Raw genomic sequence first — 19,619 nt, 5'->3', positions numbered from 1 at the left:
CGGTTCTGCCGACACGGCGGCGGGTGTTCTCATGGACTCCCCGCCGACGGGCCGGCTGCCGACGGCGCGTCAGCCGGTGACGGTGTACCCGGCCTGCTCCAGCGCGACGGCCACCGCGGCCCGGTGCTCGGGGCCCTTCGTCTCCAGGTGCAGCTCGACCTCGGCCTCGGCGAGCCCGAGCCGGGGGTCGGTGCGCACGTGGCTGACGTCGAGCACGTTGGCGTCGGCCTCGGACAGCACCCCCAGCAGCGTCGCCAGGGCGCCGGGGCGGTCGGTCAGCCGCACCCGCAGGGACAGGTAGCGGCCGGCCGCCGACATGCCGTGCCGCAGGATGCGCTGCATCAGCAGCGGGTCGATGTTCCCGCCGGACAGCACCGCCACCAGCGGCCCCTGGAACGTCTCGGGCCTCGACAGCAGCGCCGCCACCGGACTCGCCCCGGCCGGCTCCACCACCATCTTGGCCCGCTCCAGGCAGAGCAGCAGCGCCGCGGCCAGCGCGTCCTCCGAGACCGTCACCACCTCGTCGACCAGGTCCCGGACGAGGGCGAACGGCACGTCGCCGGGGCGGCCGACCATGATCCCGTCGGCCATGGTGGCGATCGAGCCGACGGTCACCGGGCGCCCGGCGGCCAGCGAGGGCGGGTAGGCCGCGGCGCCGGCCGCCTGCACCCCCACCACCCGCACCTCGGGCCGCAGCGCCTTGATCGCCAGGGCCACGCCGGCCGCGAGCCCGCCGCCGCCGATGCCGACCAGGACCGTGCGCACCTCGGGGCACTGCTCCAGGATCTCCAGGCCGACGGTGCCCTGCCCCGCGATGATGTCGGGGTGGTCGAAGGGGTGGATGAAGACCGCCCCCGTCTCCTCGGCGTAGGCGGTCGCCGCGCGCAGCGTCTCGTCGACGACCGCGCCGGACAGCCGCACCTCGGCGCCGTACTCACGAGTGGCGGCGATCTTCGGCAGCGGCGCGCCGACCGGCATGAAGACGGTGGACCGGACGCCCAGCAGCGACGCGGCCAGCGCCACGCCCTGCGCGTGGTTGCCGGCGCTGGCGGCGACCACGCCCGCCGCCCGCTCCTCCGGGCGCAGGCCGGCGATCCGCACGTAGGCGCCGCGGATCTTGAACGAGCCGGTGCGCTGGAGGTTCTCGCACTTGAAGAGCACGGGGCCGCCGACGAGCGACGACAGGTGCCGGGAGCCCTCCATGGGCGTCACCCGGGCCACCCCCGAGAGCATCTTGTGTGCCCCGCGGACGTCGTCGAGCGTGACGGTCTGGGGCAGCTTGTGGTCCATGGTCCCAGTCTGGCAGCCCGCTGCTGCCACCCGACGGCACCGGGCGGCAGCGCGTGGGACGGACGGGTCCACCGGTACGGGAGGGGCTGCCGAGACCGACGGGACCGGCGCGGCGGCCAGGGCGGACCGGAGGGGTGTGGGCGCTGGGCGGTGGAGGCGCCTGGTCAGACGGCCGCGACCGGTGCTCAAGGCGGCCGCGCCGCCGCGGAACCCCCTACCCACCGGACATAAGTGCCGAGAGACGCCCCCTTGCCACCGGGTCCGCGTACTCTTCTCACAACTTCCGGCGCGTCCCCTGCTCTTCCGGGCGCACCCGCCGCCGAAGCCCCCGGCGGCGACCGCACCACGAGAGGCACGACGAGCAGCACCCCGACCCGCCCGACTACCACCGACTACCACCGACAACCACCGACGCCGACGACAGAACGCGAGTTTCCAGGCCATGTCCAACTCTCCGGAGACCTCGGACGACCTTCTTGAGCGCCTCCAGCACCAGGTCGCCCTCTTCGCCCGCCGCGCCGAGCAGACCCGCCTCGGCGGGGTGGGCAGGGCCCGCAACTCGATGGACCGTGCGGCCTACCTCCTGCTCAACCGGCTCGACCACGAGGGTCCGATGGGCGTCAAGGCGCTCGCCGAGGCCATGGGCATCGACTCCTCGACGGTCACCCGCCAGGTCGCTCCGCTGGTCGACACCGGCCTGGTCAAGCGCACCTCCCACCCGGAGGACGGGCGGGCCGTCGTCCTCGCCCTGTCGCCGCGCGGCCGGGGCCGGCTGGAGGAGGTGCGCGACTCGCGGCGCGAACTGATGCGCGAGGTGACGGAGGAGTGGTCGGACGAGGAGCGACAGGTGTTCACCGCCCTGCTGGCCCGGTTCAACGTCTCGCTCGCGGAGTGGTATTCGGGGGTCACCCAGCGGGAAGGAGCCGAGCGCGACCCGCTCGACAACAGAGCCTGAGCGCGCTGGACACGCGCTGAGCCCGGCCCGGCTCCGCCGGTGGCGGGGCAGGGCGGGCCGGGACGGGGTCGGGGGTGGGGTCAGCCGAGGGAGGCGGCCCAGGCGTCGACGGTGGTGACCTCGGCCTGGCGCGGGAAGACCTTCTCGGTCAGCACCCGGTGGACCTCGGGGTCGGGGTCGGCGCAGCCGTCGGCGAGCACGGTGATCCGGTAGTCGAGGTCGGCGGCCTGACGCAGCGTCGACAGGACGACTCCGCTGGTGGCGATGCCGGTCAGCACCAGGTGGCCGACGCCGGTCGAGCGCAGCACCAGTTCGAGGTCGCTGCCGGTGAAGGCGCTGACCCGCTTCTTGGTCACCACCGTCTCGCCGGCCCGCGGGGCGACGTCGGGGTGGATGGCGGCGCCCGGGTCGTCAGGGGTGAAGGCGGTCGGCGGCAGCGCGCCGAAGATGGCGTTGGCGGGGCTGGCGTCGGGGTGGCCGGGGCGGAAGCCGAGCACCACGTGCACCACGGGGACGCCGGCCGTGCGGGCCGCCTCGACGGCCTGGCTGAGCCGCGGGATGTAGGCGGGGTCGGGGACGCGGCCGGCCATGGCCTGCTGGATGTCCATCACGAGCAGGGCGGAGCGCGGGGCGGCGGGCGCCTGGGTCGTCATCGTGCGGTACCTCTCGGGAAGCGGGGGAACGGCGAAAGAGGGGACGGGGATGGGGGCGGGCCCCGGACAGCGCGGCCTGCGGGCCGTGGTCAGGGACCGCGCGGCGGCTCGGGCTCCTGGCCGGGCTGCTGCCGCTCTTCACCGGCGGACGGTGCCTGCGAAGACGGCTGGGTCGGCGGGACCGACCGTGCCGGTCGGGCCGGGGCGCCGATCCGACCCAGGCCGCGGTCGAAGACGGTGACCAGCAGGAACAGCGCCCCGGCCGCGAGCATGACCAGCGCCAGCCGGTGCATGCCGGCGGTGTCGGCCCGGTGCCGGTAGACGGCGCTGTTCGCGGTGGAGGCGGTGATCGCGCCCAGGTACCCGAACGTGCGCAGCAACCCGGCGGAGGAGCCGAGCCGTTCCGGGTCCGCCTGGAAGTAGACGGAGTTCTGGAGCGCCAGGCTGTTCAGGCCCTGCGGGACGCCGAAGACGGCGGCGACCGCCACCAGCAGCCACACGGAGCTGTGCGCGCCCAGGAACAGCATCATGACGCACGCCACGATCTGCCCGGCCGCGCCGACCAGGAACTTCCCCCGCACGCCCGCCCGGCGCCCGGTGGCGGTGGAGACCGCGATCCCGGTCAGGAAGAGCGGCAGCAGCGCCAGCCCGGCCTTCGAGGCGGTCAGTCCCCGTCCCTCCTCCAGCCACTGGGTGAAGCCGAAGAGCACCGCGTACGACACCACGTACGCGAGCAGCGCCCGGGTGTAGGTGACGAGCAGCGGCACGTTGCCGCCGAGGACCCGCAGGTCGATGAAGGGCTGGGGGGAGCCGAGTTCGCGCCGGGTGAAGGCGGCGGCGGCCAGGACGGTCACCACCGGCAGGTACCAGCGGTCGGCGGCCGGGTGCATCAGGAAGAGCAGCAGGCTGACCAGCGTCGCCGCGAAGAACCCCATCCCGGGCAGGTCCAGCTGGGCCACGGCGCCGCCCCGGGCTCGTTCGGCCCCCTCGCCGCCATCGGCCCGCTCACCCCGCTTGCCTCGCTCGGCCGGTTCCGTGCGCGGCAGTCGCAGCGCGCCGAGGAGCAGTCCGGCCGCGGCCAGCGGCACGTTGACGGCCATGGTGGCGCGCCAGCCGCCGAGGCCGATGAGCAGGCCGCCGAGGGAGGGGCCGATGACGGAGATGGTCTGCGTGGTGACCGCCAGGGCGGTGAGCACTCCGGCGGGGCTGTCCTGGCCGGTGCGCCGGGCCTCGCTGCGGATCAGGTTCATGGCCGCCGGGTAGCCGGCGCAGGTGCCGAAGCCCAGCAGCACCCGTGCGGCGATCAGCACCCCCAGGTCGGGCGCGAGCACCCCGACGACGCCGGCCACGCCGGTCAGCGCGGTGCCGGCCAGGAAGAGCCGGCGCGGGCCGAACAGGTCGATGAGCCGCCCGACCACGGGCTGCCCGATCGAGGTGGCGAGGTAGAGCGCCGAGATCAGCCACGCGGTCTGCGACGGCGGCGCCCCGAACGCGGCGCCGATCGGCACCAGGGCCACGGCGATGATCGAGGAGTTGACCGGGTTCAGTATCGAGCCGAGCATCATCGGCGCGAGCAGCCGCCGGTCGAACGCCCCGGCCGGCGCACCCTTCCCCGAGTCGGCCCCGCCGCCCTTCCCGCTGCTCTTCCCGCTGCCGGCGCCGCCGCGCCGGGTGGCGCGTATCAGCCGGTGGAGCACGGCGTTCACAGCCGGTTCAGCCGGTCGAGCAGGGCCATCGCGTCGACGACGGTCCGCCGTTCGGCCTCGGTGAAGTGCTCCTCCAGTACGCGGGTCAGCCACTCCTGGCTGGCGTGGCGCCGGTCGGCGAGGAACGCCCGGCCGGCCGCGCTGACCGAGATCAGCTGCCTGCGCCCGTCGGCCGGGTCGGGGCGCCGCTCGACCAGGCCGCGCTCCTCCAGCACGCCGACGACGGAGGCCATGGACTGGTGCCTGACCCGTTCCGCGGCGGCGAGCCCGGTCAGCGTGGTCTCGCCCTCGCGGTCCAGCTGGCTCAGCGCCGAGGACTGGGACGTGGTGAGGCCGGTCGGGTCGTACGTGTCGCGCAGCCGCCGCCGCAGCCTGCTGAACACCGTGCGGACCTCGCGGCCCGCCGTGACGGCGGATTCGGACACCCCGCTGATCTCTGCCATGCCGCCAGAGTACGCAGGCTGGACTGCGCACGGCAAGGTGCGCAGTCCAGCCTGTACATCCACCCGGGCGGAGACCCGGGAAGACCCGCGCAAAGACCCGCCTGGGGACGGCGGACCGGCTGCTTTCACCGTGGCCCGTCCCGCCGGACCGGTGACGGCGGACCGGTGACGCCGGACGGCGGTCCCCACCGGACGGGCCGCCGAACCGCCACCCGACGGATATATGCCGGCCGGGCCCGCGCCCCCGTGGTCCTACGCGCTCAGCCGAGGGCCTGGCGGAGGTCGGCCAGGAGGTCGTCGGCGGCCTCGATGCCGACCGAGACCCGCACCAGGTCCGCCGGAACCTCCAGCGGGGAGCCGGCCGCCGAGGCGTGCGTCATCCGTCCGGGGTGCTCGATCAGCGACTCGACGCCGCCCAGCGACTCGCCGAGGGTGAAGAGCTCGGCCCGGTCGCAGACCGCGACGGCCGCCTCCTCGCCGCCGCGCACCCGGAAGGACACCATCCCGCCGAACGCCTTCATCTGCTTCGCGGCCACCTCGTGTCCGGGGTGCTCGGCCAGGCCCGGGTAGTAGACCTGGCTCACCTTGGGGTGGCCGGCCAGCATCTCGGCGACCCGGGTGGCGTTCTCGCAGTGCCGGTCCATCCGCACCGCGAGCGTCTTCGCCCCGCGCATCACCAGCCAGGCGTCGAACGGCCCGGCGACCGCGCCCATCGCGTTCTGGTGGTAGGCGAGTTCCTCGCCGAGCCCGGCGTCGGAGGTGACGAGGGCGCCGCCGACCACGTCGGAGTGGCCGCCCATGTACTTGGTGGTGGAGTGCACCACGACGTCCGCGCCGAGTTGGAGCGGCTGCTGGAGGTAGGGGCTGGCGAAGGTGTTGTCGACCACCAGCCGCACCCCCGCCTCCCGGGCCACCCCGGCCAGCGCCTCGATGTCGCTGATGCCCAGCAGCGGGTTGGACGGCGTCTCCACCCACAGCACCCGGGTCTCGGGGCGCAGCGCCTCGCGCACCGCCCGCGGGTCGGAGGTGTCCGCGACCGACCACCGCACGCCCCAGCGCTCCACGACCTTCGCGAAGAGCCGGAAGGTGCCGCCGTAGGCGTCGTTGGGGATGACGACGTGGTCGCCGGGCTTCAGCAGGGTGCGCAGCAGGCAGTCCTCGGCGGCCAGGCCGGAGGCGAAGGCGAGGCCGCGCCGGCCGCTCTCCAGCGCCGCGAGGCTCTCCTCCAGCGCGCTGCGGGTGGGGTTGGCCGACCGGCTGTACTCGTAGCCGCCGCGCAGCCCGCCGACTCCGTCCTGCTTGTACGTCGACACCTGGTAGATCGGGGTCACGACCGCGCCGGTCTGCGCGTCCGCGGGCTGCCCGGCGTGGATGGCCAGGGTCTCGAAGTGCCGGTACGCGTGGGGGGAGTCGGGCCGCGTGCCGTGCTCGGTCTCGTTCATGCCGCTGAGCGTAGCCGCCGGACCCGCCCCGCCCCCGGCGCTTCCCGGCACCGGTGCGCCGCCCGCACCGCCTCACGGGCGCGTCACTCCACGCCCCCGGCGCGCGCCTTGGGCGCGGCCTTCTCCACCGTGCTGCCACAGGTGGCCATGGAGCACCAACGGCGCCGCCCGCCCCGGCAGGTGTCGACGAACAGGCCGCCACGTCGGCGGGCTCCGGCACTCCCCCGCCGTCCACGGCGGTGCCCGCACAACGGGCCCGGGCAGCTCCCGGGCCTGCTCCGGCCCGCACGGGGGAGCTGGTCCAGGGCCGCGAACACCTCTGCCACGGCCGCCGGTTCCGACAGAAGGCCGCCAGCCCTCTCCCCGCCTCAGCCGTCGCAGCAACCGTACGCGGACCTCCCCCGTCAGGTCCCGTCAGCTCCCGTCAGGCCACTGCCGCCGCCCATGCAAAAGCCCCGCCAGGACGCCGTGCCTGGCGGGGCCTCGCCCTACCGCCAACCCACCGCCGCGAGGTCACCGAACCGCGGATCGGCTCCTCGCCGGATGTGTGAGGAGCCGATCGCCGCAGAGGTCAACCGCGTCCGCGGGCACGGTTCAGGACGGCACCGGGATACCGAGGTAGAGCAGGAACACGTCGCTCGCCGACACCTGCCCCGTCCACATCTGCAGCCCGCTGACCATGCCGGTCATCGCGTCGCCGTAGCCGCCGCTCGCGGTGCGGCCGCGTCCGATGGAGAGGGGGCCGGCGGCCTGCCACGGCTGCCAGTCGAAGTGCGTGCCCCCACCGGTCTGCGCGCTGCCGGTGTCGTCGGTTCCGGGGTTCACCGAAACGCCGTTCACGAAGAGTTCGACGCGGTGGTGCTCGGCGTCGTAGACACCGGTCAGCATCGTCCACGTGTCGGTCTGCGCGCCGCTGCCGGCGGTCGGGTCGCCGCCACTGGAGGTCACCGTGGCGGCGGAGGTCGAGTCGGCGGCGGTGCGGCCGAAGACCCAGGATCCCTCCGAGGCCCCCGCGGCCTTCGTGTACCAGAGGCCCCACGAGTCACTCGCGGCGCCGGACTGGCCGACGATGCGCATGGTGTGCTCGGTGCTGGTGTCGGATACCGCCGAACCGTCGACGTACGCCCAGACGGAGACGGTGAAGTCGCCCTGGCCGTCGACCACCGGGCCGGGGACGGAGGCGTACGAGGTGGCGTCCCCGTTCAGGCTCAGGACGCCGCCCCTGGCGCCGCTGGCGTCGTCCGTCCAGGCCGCGCCGCTGCCGAGGGTGGCGTTCCGACCGTAGCCGGAGGAGTCGGTGGCGGCGGTGCCCGAGCCGTCGCCCAGGTCCCACTCACCGGCGAGGGCCGGTGTGTCGTCGTCCGAGGAACCCGCGGCCGCCATCGTCTGCTGCCCCTCGATGTCCTGCGGGGAGACGACCCGGTTCCACAGCTCGACCTGGTCGATCTGACCGGAGAAGTAGTCCTGGTAACCGCCGTTGGCCAGGCCGCGGCCGAACTCCAGGTCGCCGCTGCCCTTCCACGGGGTGGTGAAGGAGGTCGGCGCGCCCTGGACGACGCCGTTGACGTACAGCTGGATCGTCCGGGCGTTCTTGTCGTAGACGCCCATCAGCTGGGTCCAGACACCGACCTGCGCCTGCGCCACAGCCGTGGAACCCACCACGGTGGGCGAGTCCGCGTCGGACGTGGAGCGGTCGAAGCTCCAGGTGTGGGCTGCGGCCGAGTAGGAAAGGGCGAAGGACGATCCGTTGGCGCCCGCCTGGGAGACCACCACCGCGTCGCGGGAGGCGTCCGTCAGGCGCGCCCACGCGGAGATCGTGAACGACTCCGAGGTGTCGAGGCCGGTGAAGTCCTGGCTCGGTACGGAGGCGTAGCCGCCGGGCGTGGCGTCCGTCGGGCTGGTGGACAGGGCGCTTCCCACGCGGCCGAGCGCGGACCATCCCGCTCCGTCGGCCAGCACGGCGGCGTGGCCTCCGCCGGACGAGTCCGCGGCTGTCGTGCCGCTTCCCTCGTCGAAGGACCACACGCCGACGGGCGGCGCGCCGGCGGCCACGTCGAAGTAGTACGACGTGGGATCGGACACGTCGCCGGCCGTGTCGGTGGTGTGGACGGTGAGGACGTTCATGCCCACCTCGGTCGGCGTGAGCTCCAGCGTGAGCGTCGGGCCCGAGGCGGCGACGCTCGTGACCGGGCCGTTGTCCAGCGCGTATGTGTAGGTCTGCACGTCGCCGGCGCCCGGCGTGACGGTGAAGGTGCCGGGCACGCCCACCGCTCCGTCCACGGGACAGCCGGTGCCGTCCGCCGCCGCGCACTCCTCGTACACGGCCGAGGTCACCGTCGGGGGCTGAGGAGGCGGGGTCGCGGCCGACGGGTCCTGGGAGCCGGGAAGCGACGTGGTCACGGCCGAAGAGCCCTGGGAGTCGGGAAGCGGCGCCATCCCGGGGCGTCGCCTGCCTCCGCGTCCCGTCGTCGCGGTCTCCGCGGCCGCCCGCACCGACTTGCCCGAGCCGGCGGCCTGTTTCGGGGCCCGTCCCTTCGCTGACGGACCAGCGTCCTTCCTGGCCGCCGCCCCGACCGGAGACGTGTCGGCCGACGCCGCCTGCGCGCCGACCACCGCCAGCGGCGCCAATACCGCGAGCGCGGCCAACCACGCCCTACCAGCAGGCATACGTCTCACCTTGGACATCCCCACCCCAATCCCGCGACCGTACGCAGCCGCGCACCACGAGCATGTTCGCGAAAGTTTCACATGCCATTTATCAAGAGAGCGTAAAATCATCACCATCACTTCGCAATACCTCCACGCCTCTTGGAACCGCTGCGGAAGTTCACGCATCGCCGCGGAACGGGCAATGGGCCGACGCCTCAGGAGGTCCGGAAAACACAGCCGCGAAGCGCGGGACAGGAGCGCCACGCCGACATCTTCTCCCTGCCAGGCGCCTCCGACCTCGTACCGGATACGCGTTCAAAAACCTTTGTAAAAGCGGCATCTGACGGTGCGCCGAATGTCGCTCCTCCCTCGTCCTCCTCGGTTCACCGTTCTCCGCCGCGCACGCCGAAGCGCCCGCACGGGGTGTTCCGTGCGGGCGCTTCGGGTGGGGTGCCCGGCCGGGTGGAGAGGTGCCCGACCGGGGGACGGGTGGGGTCAGTTGGCGGTCGGCCCCGGGTGGGTCACTTGGTCGGGGCGGCCTTCTCGCGGATGGTCAGGTTGCCCTGACGGATCGTCGCCAGGCGGGGGGCACGGCGGGCGATGGCCGAGTCGTGGGTGACCATCACGAAGGTCAGCCCGCGGTCCCGCCAGAGCCCTTCGAGCAGGGCCATGATGTCGTCGCGGGTGCCCTCGTCGAGGTTGCCGGTCGGCTCGTCCGCGAGCAGCACCTTGGGCTCCTTGACCAGCGCACGGGCGATGGCCACGCGCTGCTGCTGGCCGCCGGAGAGCTCGGCCGGCAGGTGGCCGAGCCGCTCGCCGAGGCCGACCGAGTCCAGCGCCTCGGCCGCCCGCTCGCGCCGCTTCGCGGGCTTGAGGCCCATCGGGACGAGCGCGGTCTCGACGTTCTCCTGCGCGGACAGCGTCGGCACGAGGTTGAAGCTCTGGAAGACGAAGCCGATGTGCTCGGCCCGCACCTTGGTGAGCCGGGCCTCGCTGAGCTTGGCCAGGTCGGTGCCGTCGAGCTCGATCGAGCCCCCGGTCGGCCGGTCCAGGGCGCCGAGCATCTGGAGCAGCGTGGACTTGCCGCCGCCGGTCGGGCCCTGGATGACGAGCTGGTCGCCGTCGTTGACGGTGAGGTCGATGCCCCGCAGGGCGTGCACGGTCTCCTTGCCGCGCTGGTAGCGCTTGGTGAGGCCGGTGAGCTTGTACATGGAGGACTCCTGGGGAGGACGGTGGGGGGCCGGTCAGGCGACGCGGCGCAGCGCGTCGGCGGGCCGCAGCCGGGAGGCACGCCAGCCGCCGAAGCCGCCGGCCACCAGGCCGCCGCCGATGGCGAGGGCGACCGCGAGCGCGATGGTGCCGGCGTGGACCGGCGCGGTCAGCGCGACGTCGAGGGTCTTCGACGCGGCCTGCCGGGCGCCGCCGCCGAAGCCGCCGCCACCGGGGCCGCCCGAGCCGCCGGGGCCGCCCATGCCGCCGCCGGTGCTGCCGGACGAGCTGCCGAGTTGGGCGCTGAGGGTGGGGCTGACGGCGGTGACCACGTAGGCGCCGACCAGGCCCAGGGCGATGCCGAGGACGCCGCCGATCAGTCCGTTGACCAGCGCCTCGCCCATCACCTGGCGGGTGACGCGGCCGCTCTTCCAGCCCAGCGCCTTGAGCGTGCCGAACTCCCGCACGCGCCGGCTGACCGCCGAGGAGGTGAGCAGGCCGGCGACGAGGAACGCGACGATGAGCACAGCGATCGACAGCCACTTGCCGACGTTCGTGGCGAGCGAGGACGCGGTCGACAGCGAACCGGAGACGGTGGAGGCCAGGTCGGCCGAGGTCGTCACGGTGGTGCCGGAGATGTTCTTCTGGATCTCGGACTTGACCGTGTCGATCTTCTGCGAGCTGGTCGCCTTGACGTAGATGGTGGTCACCTTGCCGGTGGCCGAGGCCAGCGTCTGGGCCTGCTTGAGCGGGATGTAGAGGTTGGCGGACGCGTCGCCGCTGTCGGCGGTGGCGATGCCGATGACCTTGTACTTGACGCTCTTGATGGTGACGGTGGAGCCGACCTTCAGGCTCTTGGTCTTGGCGTAGGCGGAGTCGGCCACGACCACCTTGGCGTCACTGTCCGCCGAGGTGAAGGTGGTACCCGAGGTGATCTTGGACGAGGCCATCGGGCCGAGCCCGAGGTTGGTGGTGTCCACGCCGTAGACCGTGTAGTTGTTGGCGTCGAACTGGGCGCCGCCGCCGCGGACCTCGCCCTGCGGCGGGGCGGAGCCGCCGCCCTGCCCGAAGCCGCCGCCCGAGCCGGAGCCCGAGCCGCTGGACTGGCTCTGCTTGAACTGGCCCTGCTTGAAGGAGCCGTTGATCTGGAGCACCTGGAGGTTGAGCCCGCCGACGGCGTTGGCGACACCGGTCTGCTTGCCGACGGTGCCGACGACCGAGGAGGACAGGCTCTGGAAGCCCTGGACCATGACCCGGTCGCTGCTCTGGGTCTTGCCGCTGCTGTCGGCGTCGAAGTTGAACTTGGGCGGGGTCGCGGAGCCGGAACCCGACGCGGCCTGGGCCTTGGTGACCGTCATGTCGGTCCCGATCCCGTAGAGCGACTTCAGGACGGAGTCCTGGGCCTGGCCCATGCCGCTGGAGACCGCGTTCACGGTGATGACGAGCCCGATGCCGAGCGCGAGGCCCAGCGCGACGACGAGGGCCGCCCGGTGCCGGCGGCGCAGCTCGCGCCGGAGACAGGTGAAGAACATCCGATTCCTCGGGGGGAGATGGCTGGCATGCCTGATGGATGGCTGGTTGCCGCGCCACGGTAGGAACCGGCGGTGAGGAGGTACTGAGCCGTGTCTGATCCAGGGGTGAGAAGTACCGCACCTGGGTGAGAAGGCGCTGAGGCCGGGATGAGTTCTTCCTTGGACAGCTCCGGCAGGGGCTGCGCACAGCCTGCTGACAGGACGGCCCGGAAGAATCCCGCCCCGCCGACGCCGACGCCGACGCCGACTCCGGATGCCGGGGGTACCGGGCACCGGGCACCGGATGCCGGGGGTACCGGGCGCCGGGCACCGGATGCCGGGGGTACCGGGCGCCGGGCGCCGGGTACCGGGGGTGCCGGGCGTCGCCGTCACGGCTGCCCGCGTCCCGTCAACGCGCGGCGCCGTCGCCGGGTTTCGCGCACCCCGGGCTGTGCGGGGCTCCGGCGGGTGAACGGAAGAACGCGCGCCCGGCACGAGGCCGGACGCGCGTGCGGCTCAGCGGGGACGCCGAGCACGGGGTGGCTCGGCCCGGGGCCGAGGCCGGTCGCTCGGCCGGAGCCGAGCGAGGGTGGCTCAGCGGACGCCGAGCAGGTGGTCCATCGCCAGCTGGTCCAGCGCCTCGAAGGCCATGCCGCGCTCGGCGACGGCGTCGGCGTCGAAGTCCTCGTACGCGCTGCGGTCGGCCAGCAGGTCGGCCAGCGTCTCGCCGGCGCCGAGGGTCGGCTGGGCGAGCTGGTCCAGCTTGGACGCGCGCAGCGCCTCCTGGACGGCCGGGTCGGCGCGGAACGCGGCGGAGCGCTCCTTGAGGATCAGGTAGTTGCGCATGCAGCCGGCGGCCGACGCCCACACGCCGTCGAAGTCCTCGGTGCGCGGCGGCTTGAAGTCGAAGTGGCGCGGGCCCTCGTAGTCGGAGGACTCCAGCAGGTCCACCAGCCAGAACGCCTCGCGCAGGTTGCCGGCGCCGAAGCGCAGGTCCTGGTCGTACTTGATGCCGGTCTGGCCGTTGAGGTCGATGTGGAAGAGCTTGCCGTGCCACAGCGCCTGGGCGATGCCGTGCGGGAAGTTCAGCCCGGCCATCTGCTCGTGGCCGACCTCGGGGTTGACGCCGACCAGCTCGGGGCGCTCCAGCGAGTTGATGAACGCCAGCGCGTGGCCGATGGTCGGCAGGAGGATGTCGCCGCGGGGCTCGTTCGGCTTCGGCTCGACGGCGAAGCGCAGGTCGTAGCCCTGCTCGGTGACGTACTCGCCGAGGAGGTCGAACGCCTCCTTCATCCGGTCCAGGGCGACGCGGATGTCCTTGGCGGCACCGGACTCGGCGCCCTCGCGGCCGCCCCAGGCGACGTAGGTCTTGGCACCCAGCTCGACGGCGAGGTCGATGTTGCGGATGACCTTGCGCAGCGCGAAGCGGCGCACCTCGCGGTCGTTGGAGGTGAAGCCGCCGTCCTTGAAGACGGGGTGGGTGAAGAGGTTGGTGGTGGCCATCGGCACGGTGAGGCCGGTGGCGTCCAGCGCCTCGCGGAAGCGCTTGACGATGGCCTCGCGCTCGGCGTCGGACGACCCGAACGGGATCAGGTCGTCGTCGTGGAAGGTGACACCGGCGGCACCGAGCTCGGCGAGCTTGTTGACCGACTCGACCGGGTCCAGCGCCGGGCGGGTGGCGTCACCGAACGGGTCACGGCCCTGCCAGCCGACCGTCCACAGGCCGAACGTGAACTTGTGCTCGGGCTTGGGGGTGAGGTTCGTCTCGGTAGTCATGGGGGGTCGGCTCCTATTCGTCAGACTGTTGAACAAATTAGTATGCGAGGGCGATGATGGGAAGTGGGGCACCCCGCGAATCTGCGTGGGCCCTGTCACGGGACCCCCGTCCGGCCCTCCCGAAGGGCCCCGGGGCAAGCCCTCGGCAGCCCCGCCCGACCTCATCACCACGACCTTCGCGGGTGCCGCGGAAAGGACCAGGACACACATGGCGACAGACGGGCAGCACGGTCAGCAGGGGCCGGTCGTGCTCGGCGTGGACAGCTCCACCCAGTCCACGAAGGTGCTGGCGGTCGACGTGGCCACCGGCGAGGTGCTGGCCCGCGGCCAGGCCCGGCACACGGTGAGCACCGGCGCGGGCCGGGAGACCGACCCCGAGGTGTGGTGGGAGGCGCTGCAGGAGGCCCTCGCCCAGGTCGGCCCGTACGCGCAGGCCGCCGAGGCGGTCTCGGTCGGCGGCCAGCAGCACGGCCTGGTGGTCCTCGACGAGCGGGGCCGTCCGCTGCGGCCCTCACTGCTGTGGAACGACGTGCGCTCCGCCCCGCAGGCGCAGGCGCTGGTCGAGAAGAAGGGCGCCGCCTGGTGGGCCGAGCGGGTCGGCTCGGTGCCGGGCGCGAGCTTCACCATCTCCAAGTGGGAGTGGCTGCGCGCCACCGAGCCCGAGGTGGCCGCCGCCGCGAAGGCGGTACGGCTGCCGCACGACTTCCTCACCGAGCGGCTGAGCGGCGCGGGCGTCACGGACCGCGGCGACGCCTCCGGCACCGGCTGGTGGTCCTCGCGGACCGGCGGGTACGACGAGGAGCTGCTCGCCGAGGCCGGCCTCGACCCGAAGCTGCTGCCTACGGTCCTCGGCCCCGGCGAGCGGGCCGGCACTGTACTGGAGGGCGTCGGTGTCCGTCCGGGCGCGCTGGTCGGCGCCGGCACCGGCGACAACGCCGCCGCCGCCCTCGGCCTCGGCCTCACCCCGGGGCAGCCGGTGCTGAGCCTGGGCACCTCCGGCACCGTCTACGCGGTCGCGCGGCAGCGGCCGGCCGACCCGTCCGGCACCGTCGCCGGGTTCGCCTCCGCCGACGGCGGCTGGCTGCCGCTGGCCTGCACCCTCAACTGCACCCTCGCCGTGGACAAGGTGGCCGAGCTGCTGGGCCGGGAGCGCAACGAGGTGGAGCCGGGCGGCGAGATCGCCTTCCTGCCGTTCCTCGACGGCGAGCGCACCCCCAACCTGCCCTACGCCTCCGGGCTGCTGACCGGCCTGCGGCACGACACCACCCCGGGCCAGATCCTCCAGGGTGCCTACGACGGCGCCGTCTACGCGCTGCTCGCGGCACTGGACCTGGTGCTCGGCGTGGACGGCGACGCCGCTTCGGCGGACGAACCGATCCTGCTCATCGGCGGCGGCGCACGCGGCGCCGCCTGGCTGGAGACGGTGCGCCGGCTCTCCGGCCGCCCGGTGCGGGTGCCGGCCGCCTCGGAACTGGTCGCGCTGGGCGCGGCGGTGCAGGCGGCGTCGCTGCTCACCGGCGAGGAGCCGGCGGCCATCGCCGGCCGCTGGCACACCAGCGACGGCCCGCTGCACCCGGCGGTGGCACGGGACGACGCGGCGCTGGCCCGGCTCGGCGCCGCGCTGCCGCTGCTCGGCGGCTGACGCCCCTCGGGTGGGGGGCACCCCTCGGGTGGCTGACGCCCCTCGGGTGGGGGGCGGGCGCGGGCCGTCCGGGCTCCGCGTCCGCCCCGCGCGCCCCGGGGCACTGAGGCGCGGGGGCGCGGGGCGCGGGGGCGGAGAGCGGTTGCCGCCGTGGCCCGCGCCATCGCCGTCCGCGGCGGAGAGCATTGGAGAGCGGCGCCGGGATATCTGAGCGACGGCGAGCGGCCGGCCGTCTCTGACGGCCCGGCCGGGCGCCACCCCATACTTGGCGTCGGCGAGATGAAGGAGAGCCCGTGGTCAAACGCAACGGCGCCCAGGCGGAGCTGCGCCACCGCAACCTTGCCCTGGTGCTGCGGGCCCTGGCCGCCGGCGAGAACCTGACCCGGGCGACGATCGCCGCCGAGGTGGGGCTGACCCGGGCGACGGTCTCCACCCTCGTCGACGAGCTGCTCGCCGCGGGGCTGCTGGAGGAGCGCGGAGCCCAGCGCCCCGGCACCGTCGGCCGCCCCGGGACGGCGCTGGCGCTGGCCGCGGCCGGTCCGGCCGGGATCGGCGCCGAGGTCGGCGTCGACCACCTGGCCGTATGCGTCGTCGACCTCCGCGGCGACCTGCGCTGCCGCAGCGAGTGCCCGGCCGACAACCGCGGCCGGCCGGCCGCCGCCGTACTGGCCGAACTGGCCGAACTGATCGGCCGGGTGGCGAAGGAGGCCGCCGGGATGGACCTGCGGCCGGTCGGCACCACCGTGGCCGTCCCCGGGCTGGTGGGCCAGGACAGGGGCACGGTGCTGCGCGCGCCCAACCTGGGCTGGGAGGACGTCGACGTGGCCACCGCCCTCGGGCCGGGCACCACGGTCGTGGAGAACGAGGCCAACCTCGGCGCCCTGGCCGAGCTCTGGCTGGGCGGCCACGACCGGCTCGCCGACTTCGTGCACGTCTCGGCGGAGATCGGTATCGGCGCCGCGCTGATCGTCGAGGGCCGGCTCTTCCGCGGCGCCCGGGGCTTCGCCGGGGAGCTGGGCCACGTTCCGGTCCGCCCCGACGGGCCGCTGTGCTCGTGCGGCGCCCACGGCTGCCTGGAGACCTTCGCCGGCGAGGAGGCGCTGCTGCGCGCGGCCGGCGCGGGCACTCCGCGGGCGCTGCGCACCGCCGCGGCGGGGGGCGACCCGGCCGCGATCGCCGCACTGGCGGGGGCCGGGCAGGCGCTGGGGGTGGCGCTCAGCGGCGCGGTGAACCTGCTGGACCCGCAGGCCGTCGTGGTCGGCGGCCCGCTGGCCGACCTGGCGCCCTGGCTGCTGCCGGGGGTACGCGCCGAGCTGGCCGCCCGGGTCACCGACCGGCGCTGGCGGCCCCAGGACGTGGTGACGTCCCGGCTGGGCCGGGACGGGGTGCTGCGCGGCGCCGCCTACAGCTCCGTACGCGCGGTGCTGGACGACCCGGCCGCCTGGATACACACCCCCGAGCGCTGACCGGCCGGGGCGTCCGGACCCGTGCCCGGAGTGGTCTGCCCTGCCCAGTGACGCCAGGGCCGGACCGGACCTGGACGTCCGGACGGGCCTGCGGGTCCGAACGGGCCGACGAGGCGTCCGGACGGGCCTGCGGGTCCGAACGAGCCGAGGCGTCCGGACGGGCAGACAGGCCGAGGCCCCCGGCACGCCGTACGTGGGCGTACCGAGGGCCTCGGTCGGGTGCGGTGAGTGCCTGACGGCCTGCGGCCGGCGGGCTCCGGAACCGGCCTCAGACGGCCGAGCCGGCCACCCACTGGCTCCAGGACATGTTCCATCCGTTGAGCCCGTTGTCCGGCTGGATCGTCTTGTCCGGCGAGTTGACGACGGTGACAACGTCTCCGATCAGGGAGTTGTCGTAGAACCAGGCCGCGTCGGTGGTGTCGTCCTTGCCGCCCTTGGTGTCGCTCAGCCCGATGCAGCCGTGGCTGGTGTTGGTGGTGCCGAAGACGGACTTGTCGGACCAGTAGTTGCCGTGGATGAACGTGCCGGAGTCGCTCAGCCGCATGGCGTGCGGGACGTCGGGGATGTCGTACTCGCCCTTGCCGTCGGAGTCGGTGAACCCGACGGTGGCCCCGTTCATCCGGGTGGAGAGGTCCTTCTCCTCGATCACCATCTGGCCGTTGTACGTGGTGTGGCCCGTACCGCCGGCGGAGACCGGGACGGTGCGGATGACCTGGCCGTCACGGACCACGGTCATCATGTGCGTCTGGGCGTCGACGGTGGAGACCTGCGAGCGGCCGACGTCGAAGCTGACGGTCTTGTTCTGCACGCCGTACACGCCGGGCGCGCCCTTCACACCCTTGAGGTGCAGGCCCAGGGTGACGTGCGAGCCGGCCTGCCAGTAGGACTGCGGGCGCAGGTCGAGCCGGGTGGAGCTGAACCAGTGGCCGACCACCTGCTGGCCGCTGCTGGACTGGACGCTGATGCCGCTCTGGACGGCGGCCCGGTCCGCGGTGGATATCGCCTTGCTGAACTTGATCGACACCGGCATGCCGACGCCGACGGTGGAACCGTCCTCGGGCGTGAAGTAGCCGACGAAGCTGCCGGACTGCGCCTTGGTGGCGAACGTGGACTGCGCGGTGGCCTGCCGGCCCTGCGAGTCCTTGGCGGTCGCGCTGACCTTGAACTGGAGCCCGTAGCCGAGCGACGCCTTGGGCTGCCAGGTGCGGCCGTCGGCGGATATGGTGCCGGCCACCGTGTGGCCCGAGGAGACGGCCTTCATCGTGACCGAGGTCAGCTTGCCGCCGGTGACGGTGACCTTCGCCGTCTTCGAGACCGCGACGCCGGTGCTGCCCGACTTCGGCGTGATGGTGATCTTCGCCGCCGAGGCCTGCTTGGCCTGGTCGACCGCCTTGGCGTCCTCACGGGCCTGGGTGGTCGCCGTGGTGCTGGCGGGCGTGCTGCTCGGGGTACTGGTGGGGGAGCTGGTGGCCGCCGCCTTCTCGGCACCGGCCACGCCGCTCCCGCCGTGGCCGCACGCGGTCAGCACCGCGGTGCCGCCGGCCACCACCGCGAGGGCGGCGAGGGTGCCGCGGCGCAGAGCGCGGCGGGGGCGGCGGGCGTCGTTGTGGTCGGGCTTGGGGGCGTTTCCGGTCTCGGGCGACGTCACGCATCTCTCCAAAAGGCTGGGGTGGCCACGGACCGGACGCTGCCGGTGCCGGGCTTCTTCCGACACCCATGGAAACAGGAGGGACGCCCCGATACGTCCTTTCCTGGCCTAATTGTGGGTTTCCCCACTTCTGCACCATGGTCGGCATCACCTATCCCTTTGTGCCGGTTCGGGCACCCTCCGTCCTGTCGGGTGCCGCTCGGCGGCGGTGCTACGGGCGGGGCGCCGATCCCTGGCCCGGCTTCCACCGGCACGCCGCAGTCACTACGATCGGTGCCCCACGGCCGGGCCACCGGCCGATGTGCCGCCCTCAGAGGGGGATCTCGATGGGCTCGCCGCGCTTCGGCGCCGCAGCGGCGGTCGCCGCCGCCCTCACCGCACTGCCCGTTCTCGCGTTCGTCGCCGCCCCCTCCGCGGGGGCCGCCACCGCGCCCGCACCGCTACAGGGCGTAACAGCCCAGGCGGCGGCGCCCGAGCTGCCCGAGACGGGCATGATCGACACCAAGCCGTACATGATCGGCGGCTCCTGCTTCCTGGTGGCGGGGGCGGGGCTGATCGCCAACGCCGCCCGCCGCTCCCGCCGGGCCGCGATGGCTGCTGACCCGTCCGAGCCGGGCGCCTCCGACGGGCCGGACGGGCCGGACGGCCCAGCCCCGGACCCACTCGCGCAGCAGCCGGTGGCCTCCACCTCTCCCCCGGCCTCTGCCTCCGCCGCTGCCTCTGGCACTGCCTCCGTCTCCGCTTCCGTGGAGTCCCGGGCATCCGCGCACTCGGTTGCGGCTCCGGCGACTGGGGGCCGGCATTCCCCCGACACCCCTGTCCAGGTCGAGACCGGCGAAGCCCGCGAGACCCGCGAGGCCCGTGACGGGACCGACGCGGCCGGCGTTCGGGCCGGGAACGCGGTAGGGGACGCCCTCGAAGGGGTGCGCGGTAGGGCTGGGGACGGTACCTCCGCCGCCGACGCCGAAGAGGATTCACGGGTCCGCGCCGACCGCGCGCGGTCCACCGCTCCTTCCGATCTCGTGGACGATCGCGTGGACGATCGCGTGGACGGCCGCGGGGGCACCGGAACGAGCACCGGAACCGGTGGTCCCCCCTCCCCCGGCGAAGGCTGAGCCTCTCCCCTTAAGGCCACCGCCCCCGACGCCCGACGGGGGCGGGAGGCGCGGAGGGGCAGAACGGGGGTCGGGTTGCGACCATTCAGCGCAAGACGCTGCCCGTCACCGACC

Annotated in this window: 15 protein-coding genes; 4 read left to right on the top strand and 11 right to left on the bottom strand. The window is 73.9% G+C overall.

Translation table 11 applies throughout. The features are described from left to right. Positions 1–69: 69 nt before the first annotated feature. Complete coding sequence (gene ilvA, locus BS72_RS21420; protein WP_037912729.1) at positions 70–1,290, bottom strand: threonine ammonia-lyase; 1,221 nt, start codon at positions 1,288–1,290, stop codon at positions 70–72. Positions 1,291–1,732: 442 nt separating this feature from the next. Here ilvA and BS72_RS21415 point away from each other — a divergent pair, with 442 nt between their 5' ends. Then, positions 1,733–2,245 carry a MarR family winged helix-turn-helix transcriptional regulator gene (locus BS72_RS21415; protein WP_037912728.1) on the top strand — a complete coding sequence of 171 codons (513 nt, stop codon included), beginning with the start codon at positions 1,733–1,735 and terminating at the stop codon, positions 2,243–2,245. Positions 2,246–2,325: 80 nt separating this feature from the next. Here BS72_RS21415 and BS72_RS21410 read toward each other — a convergent pair whose 3' ends face one another. The 9 genes from BS72_RS21410 to xylA all read right to left on the bottom strand — a co-directional run bounded on the left by BS72_RS21410 (position 2,326) and on the right by xylA (position 13,634). Beyond that, positions 2,326–2,898, bottom strand: coding sequence for a cysteine hydrolase family protein (locus BS72_RS21410; protein WP_037912727.1), 573 nt, complete (start codon positions 2,896–2,898; stop codon positions 2,326–2,328). An 89-nt stretch (positions 2,899–2,987) separates the two neighbouring features. Continuing rightward, the gene (locus tag BS72_RS21405) at positions 2,988–4,463 is read right to left on the bottom strand and encodes an MFS transporter (RefSeq protein WP_051951986.1); all 1,476 of its coding nucleotides are present in this window, start codon (positions 4,461–4,463) and stop codon (positions 2,988–2,990) included. A gap of 137 nt (positions 4,464–4,600) precedes the next feature. Further along, entirely contained in the window at positions 4,601–5,047 is a 447-nt protein-coding gene (locus tag BS72_RS21400) for a MarR family winged helix-turn-helix transcriptional regulator (RefSeq protein WP_037912726.1), read from the bottom strand. A 260-nt stretch (positions 5,048–5,307) separates the two neighbouring features. Then, a complete protein-coding gene (locus BS72_RS21395) occupies positions 5,308–6,489 on the bottom strand; it encodes a cystathionine gamma-synthase (protein WP_051951380.1) in 1,182 nt (393 codons plus the stop codon). An 83-nt stretch (positions 6,490–6,572) separates the two neighbouring features. Beyond that, entirely contained in the window at positions 6,573–6,806 is a 234-nt protein-coding gene (locus BS72_RS34480) for a CGNR zinc finger domain-containing protein (RefSeq protein WP_232792647.1), read from the bottom strand. A 277-nt stretch (positions 6,807–7,083) separates the two neighbouring features. Beyond that, the gene (locus BS72_RS21390) at positions 7,084–8,889 is read right to left on the bottom strand and encodes a LamG domain-containing protein (protein ID WP_198545931.1); all 1,806 of its coding nucleotides are present in this window, start codon (positions 8,887–8,889) and stop codon (positions 7,084–7,086) included. Between the two features lie 770 nt (positions 8,890–9,659). After that, the gene (locus tag BS72_RS21385; RefSeq protein WP_037912724.1) at positions 9,660–10,349 is read right to left on the bottom strand and encodes an ABC transporter ATP-binding protein; all 690 of its coding nucleotides are present in this window, start codon (positions 10,347–10,349) and stop codon (positions 9,660–9,662) included. A 33-nt stretch (positions 10,350–10,382) separates the two neighbouring features. Beyond that, positions 10,383–11,879, bottom strand: coding sequence for an ABC transporter permease (locus BS72_RS21380; protein ID WP_037912723.1), 1,497 nt, complete (start codon positions 11,877–11,879; stop codon positions 10,383–10,385). 573 nt (positions 11,880–12,452) lie between these two features. After that, the gene (gene xylA / locus BS72_RS21375; protein ID WP_037912722.1) at positions 12,453–13,634 is read right to left on the bottom strand and encodes a xylose isomerase; all 1,182 of its coding nucleotides are present in this window, start codon (positions 13,632–13,634) and stop codon (positions 12,453–12,455) included. A 208-nt stretch (positions 13,635–13,842) separates the two neighbouring features. On the opposite strand from xylA, the gene xylB reads away from it, so the two are divergent. Both xylB and BS72_RS21365 read left to right on the top strand, forming a co-directional pair. After that, positions 13,843–15,276 (top strand): xylulokinase, encoded by a 1,434-nt coding sequence (gene xylB, locus BS72_RS21370; protein ID WP_037912720.1) that lies wholly within the window; start codon positions 13,843–13,845, stop codon positions 15,274–15,276. 293 nt (positions 15,277–15,569) lie between these two features. Continuing rightward, on the top strand, positions 15,570–16,742 hold the full coding sequence (locus BS72_RS21365) for an ROK family protein (RefSeq protein ID WP_037912718.1): 1,173 nt from the start codon (positions 15,570–15,572) through the stop codon (positions 16,740–16,742). A 268-nt stretch (positions 16,743–17,010) separates the two neighbouring features. Here BS72_RS21365 and BS72_RS21360 read toward each other — a convergent pair whose 3' ends face one another. Next, positions 17,011–18,390: a L,D-transpeptidase gene (locus tag BS72_RS21360; RefSeq protein WP_078901525.1), complete on the bottom strand. Its 1,380-nt coding sequence runs from the start codon at positions 18,388–18,390 to the stop codon at positions 17,011–17,013. 326 nt (positions 18,391–18,716) lie between these two features. On the opposite strand from BS72_RS21360, the gene BS72_RS32585 reads away from it, so the two are divergent. Continuing rightward, positions 18,717–19,505 carry a hypothetical protein gene (locus BS72_RS32585; RefSeq protein ID WP_051951378.1) on the top strand — a complete coding sequence of 263 codons (789 nt, stop codon included), beginning with the start codon at positions 18,717–18,719 and terminating at the stop codon, positions 19,503–19,505. Positions 19,506–19,619 lie beyond the last annotated feature (114 nt).

Origin of the sequence: Actinacidiphila yeochonensis CN732, assembly GCF_000745345.1 — a bacterium.
In the GTDB taxonomy this organism is placed as follows: Bacteria; Actinomycetota; Actinomycetes; order Streptomycetales; family Streptomycetaceae; genus Actinacidiphila; species Actinacidiphila yeochonensis.
The sequence above is the reverse complement of the archived record's forward strand: the minus strand, read 5'-3'. Positions and strand labels throughout refer to the sequence as shown.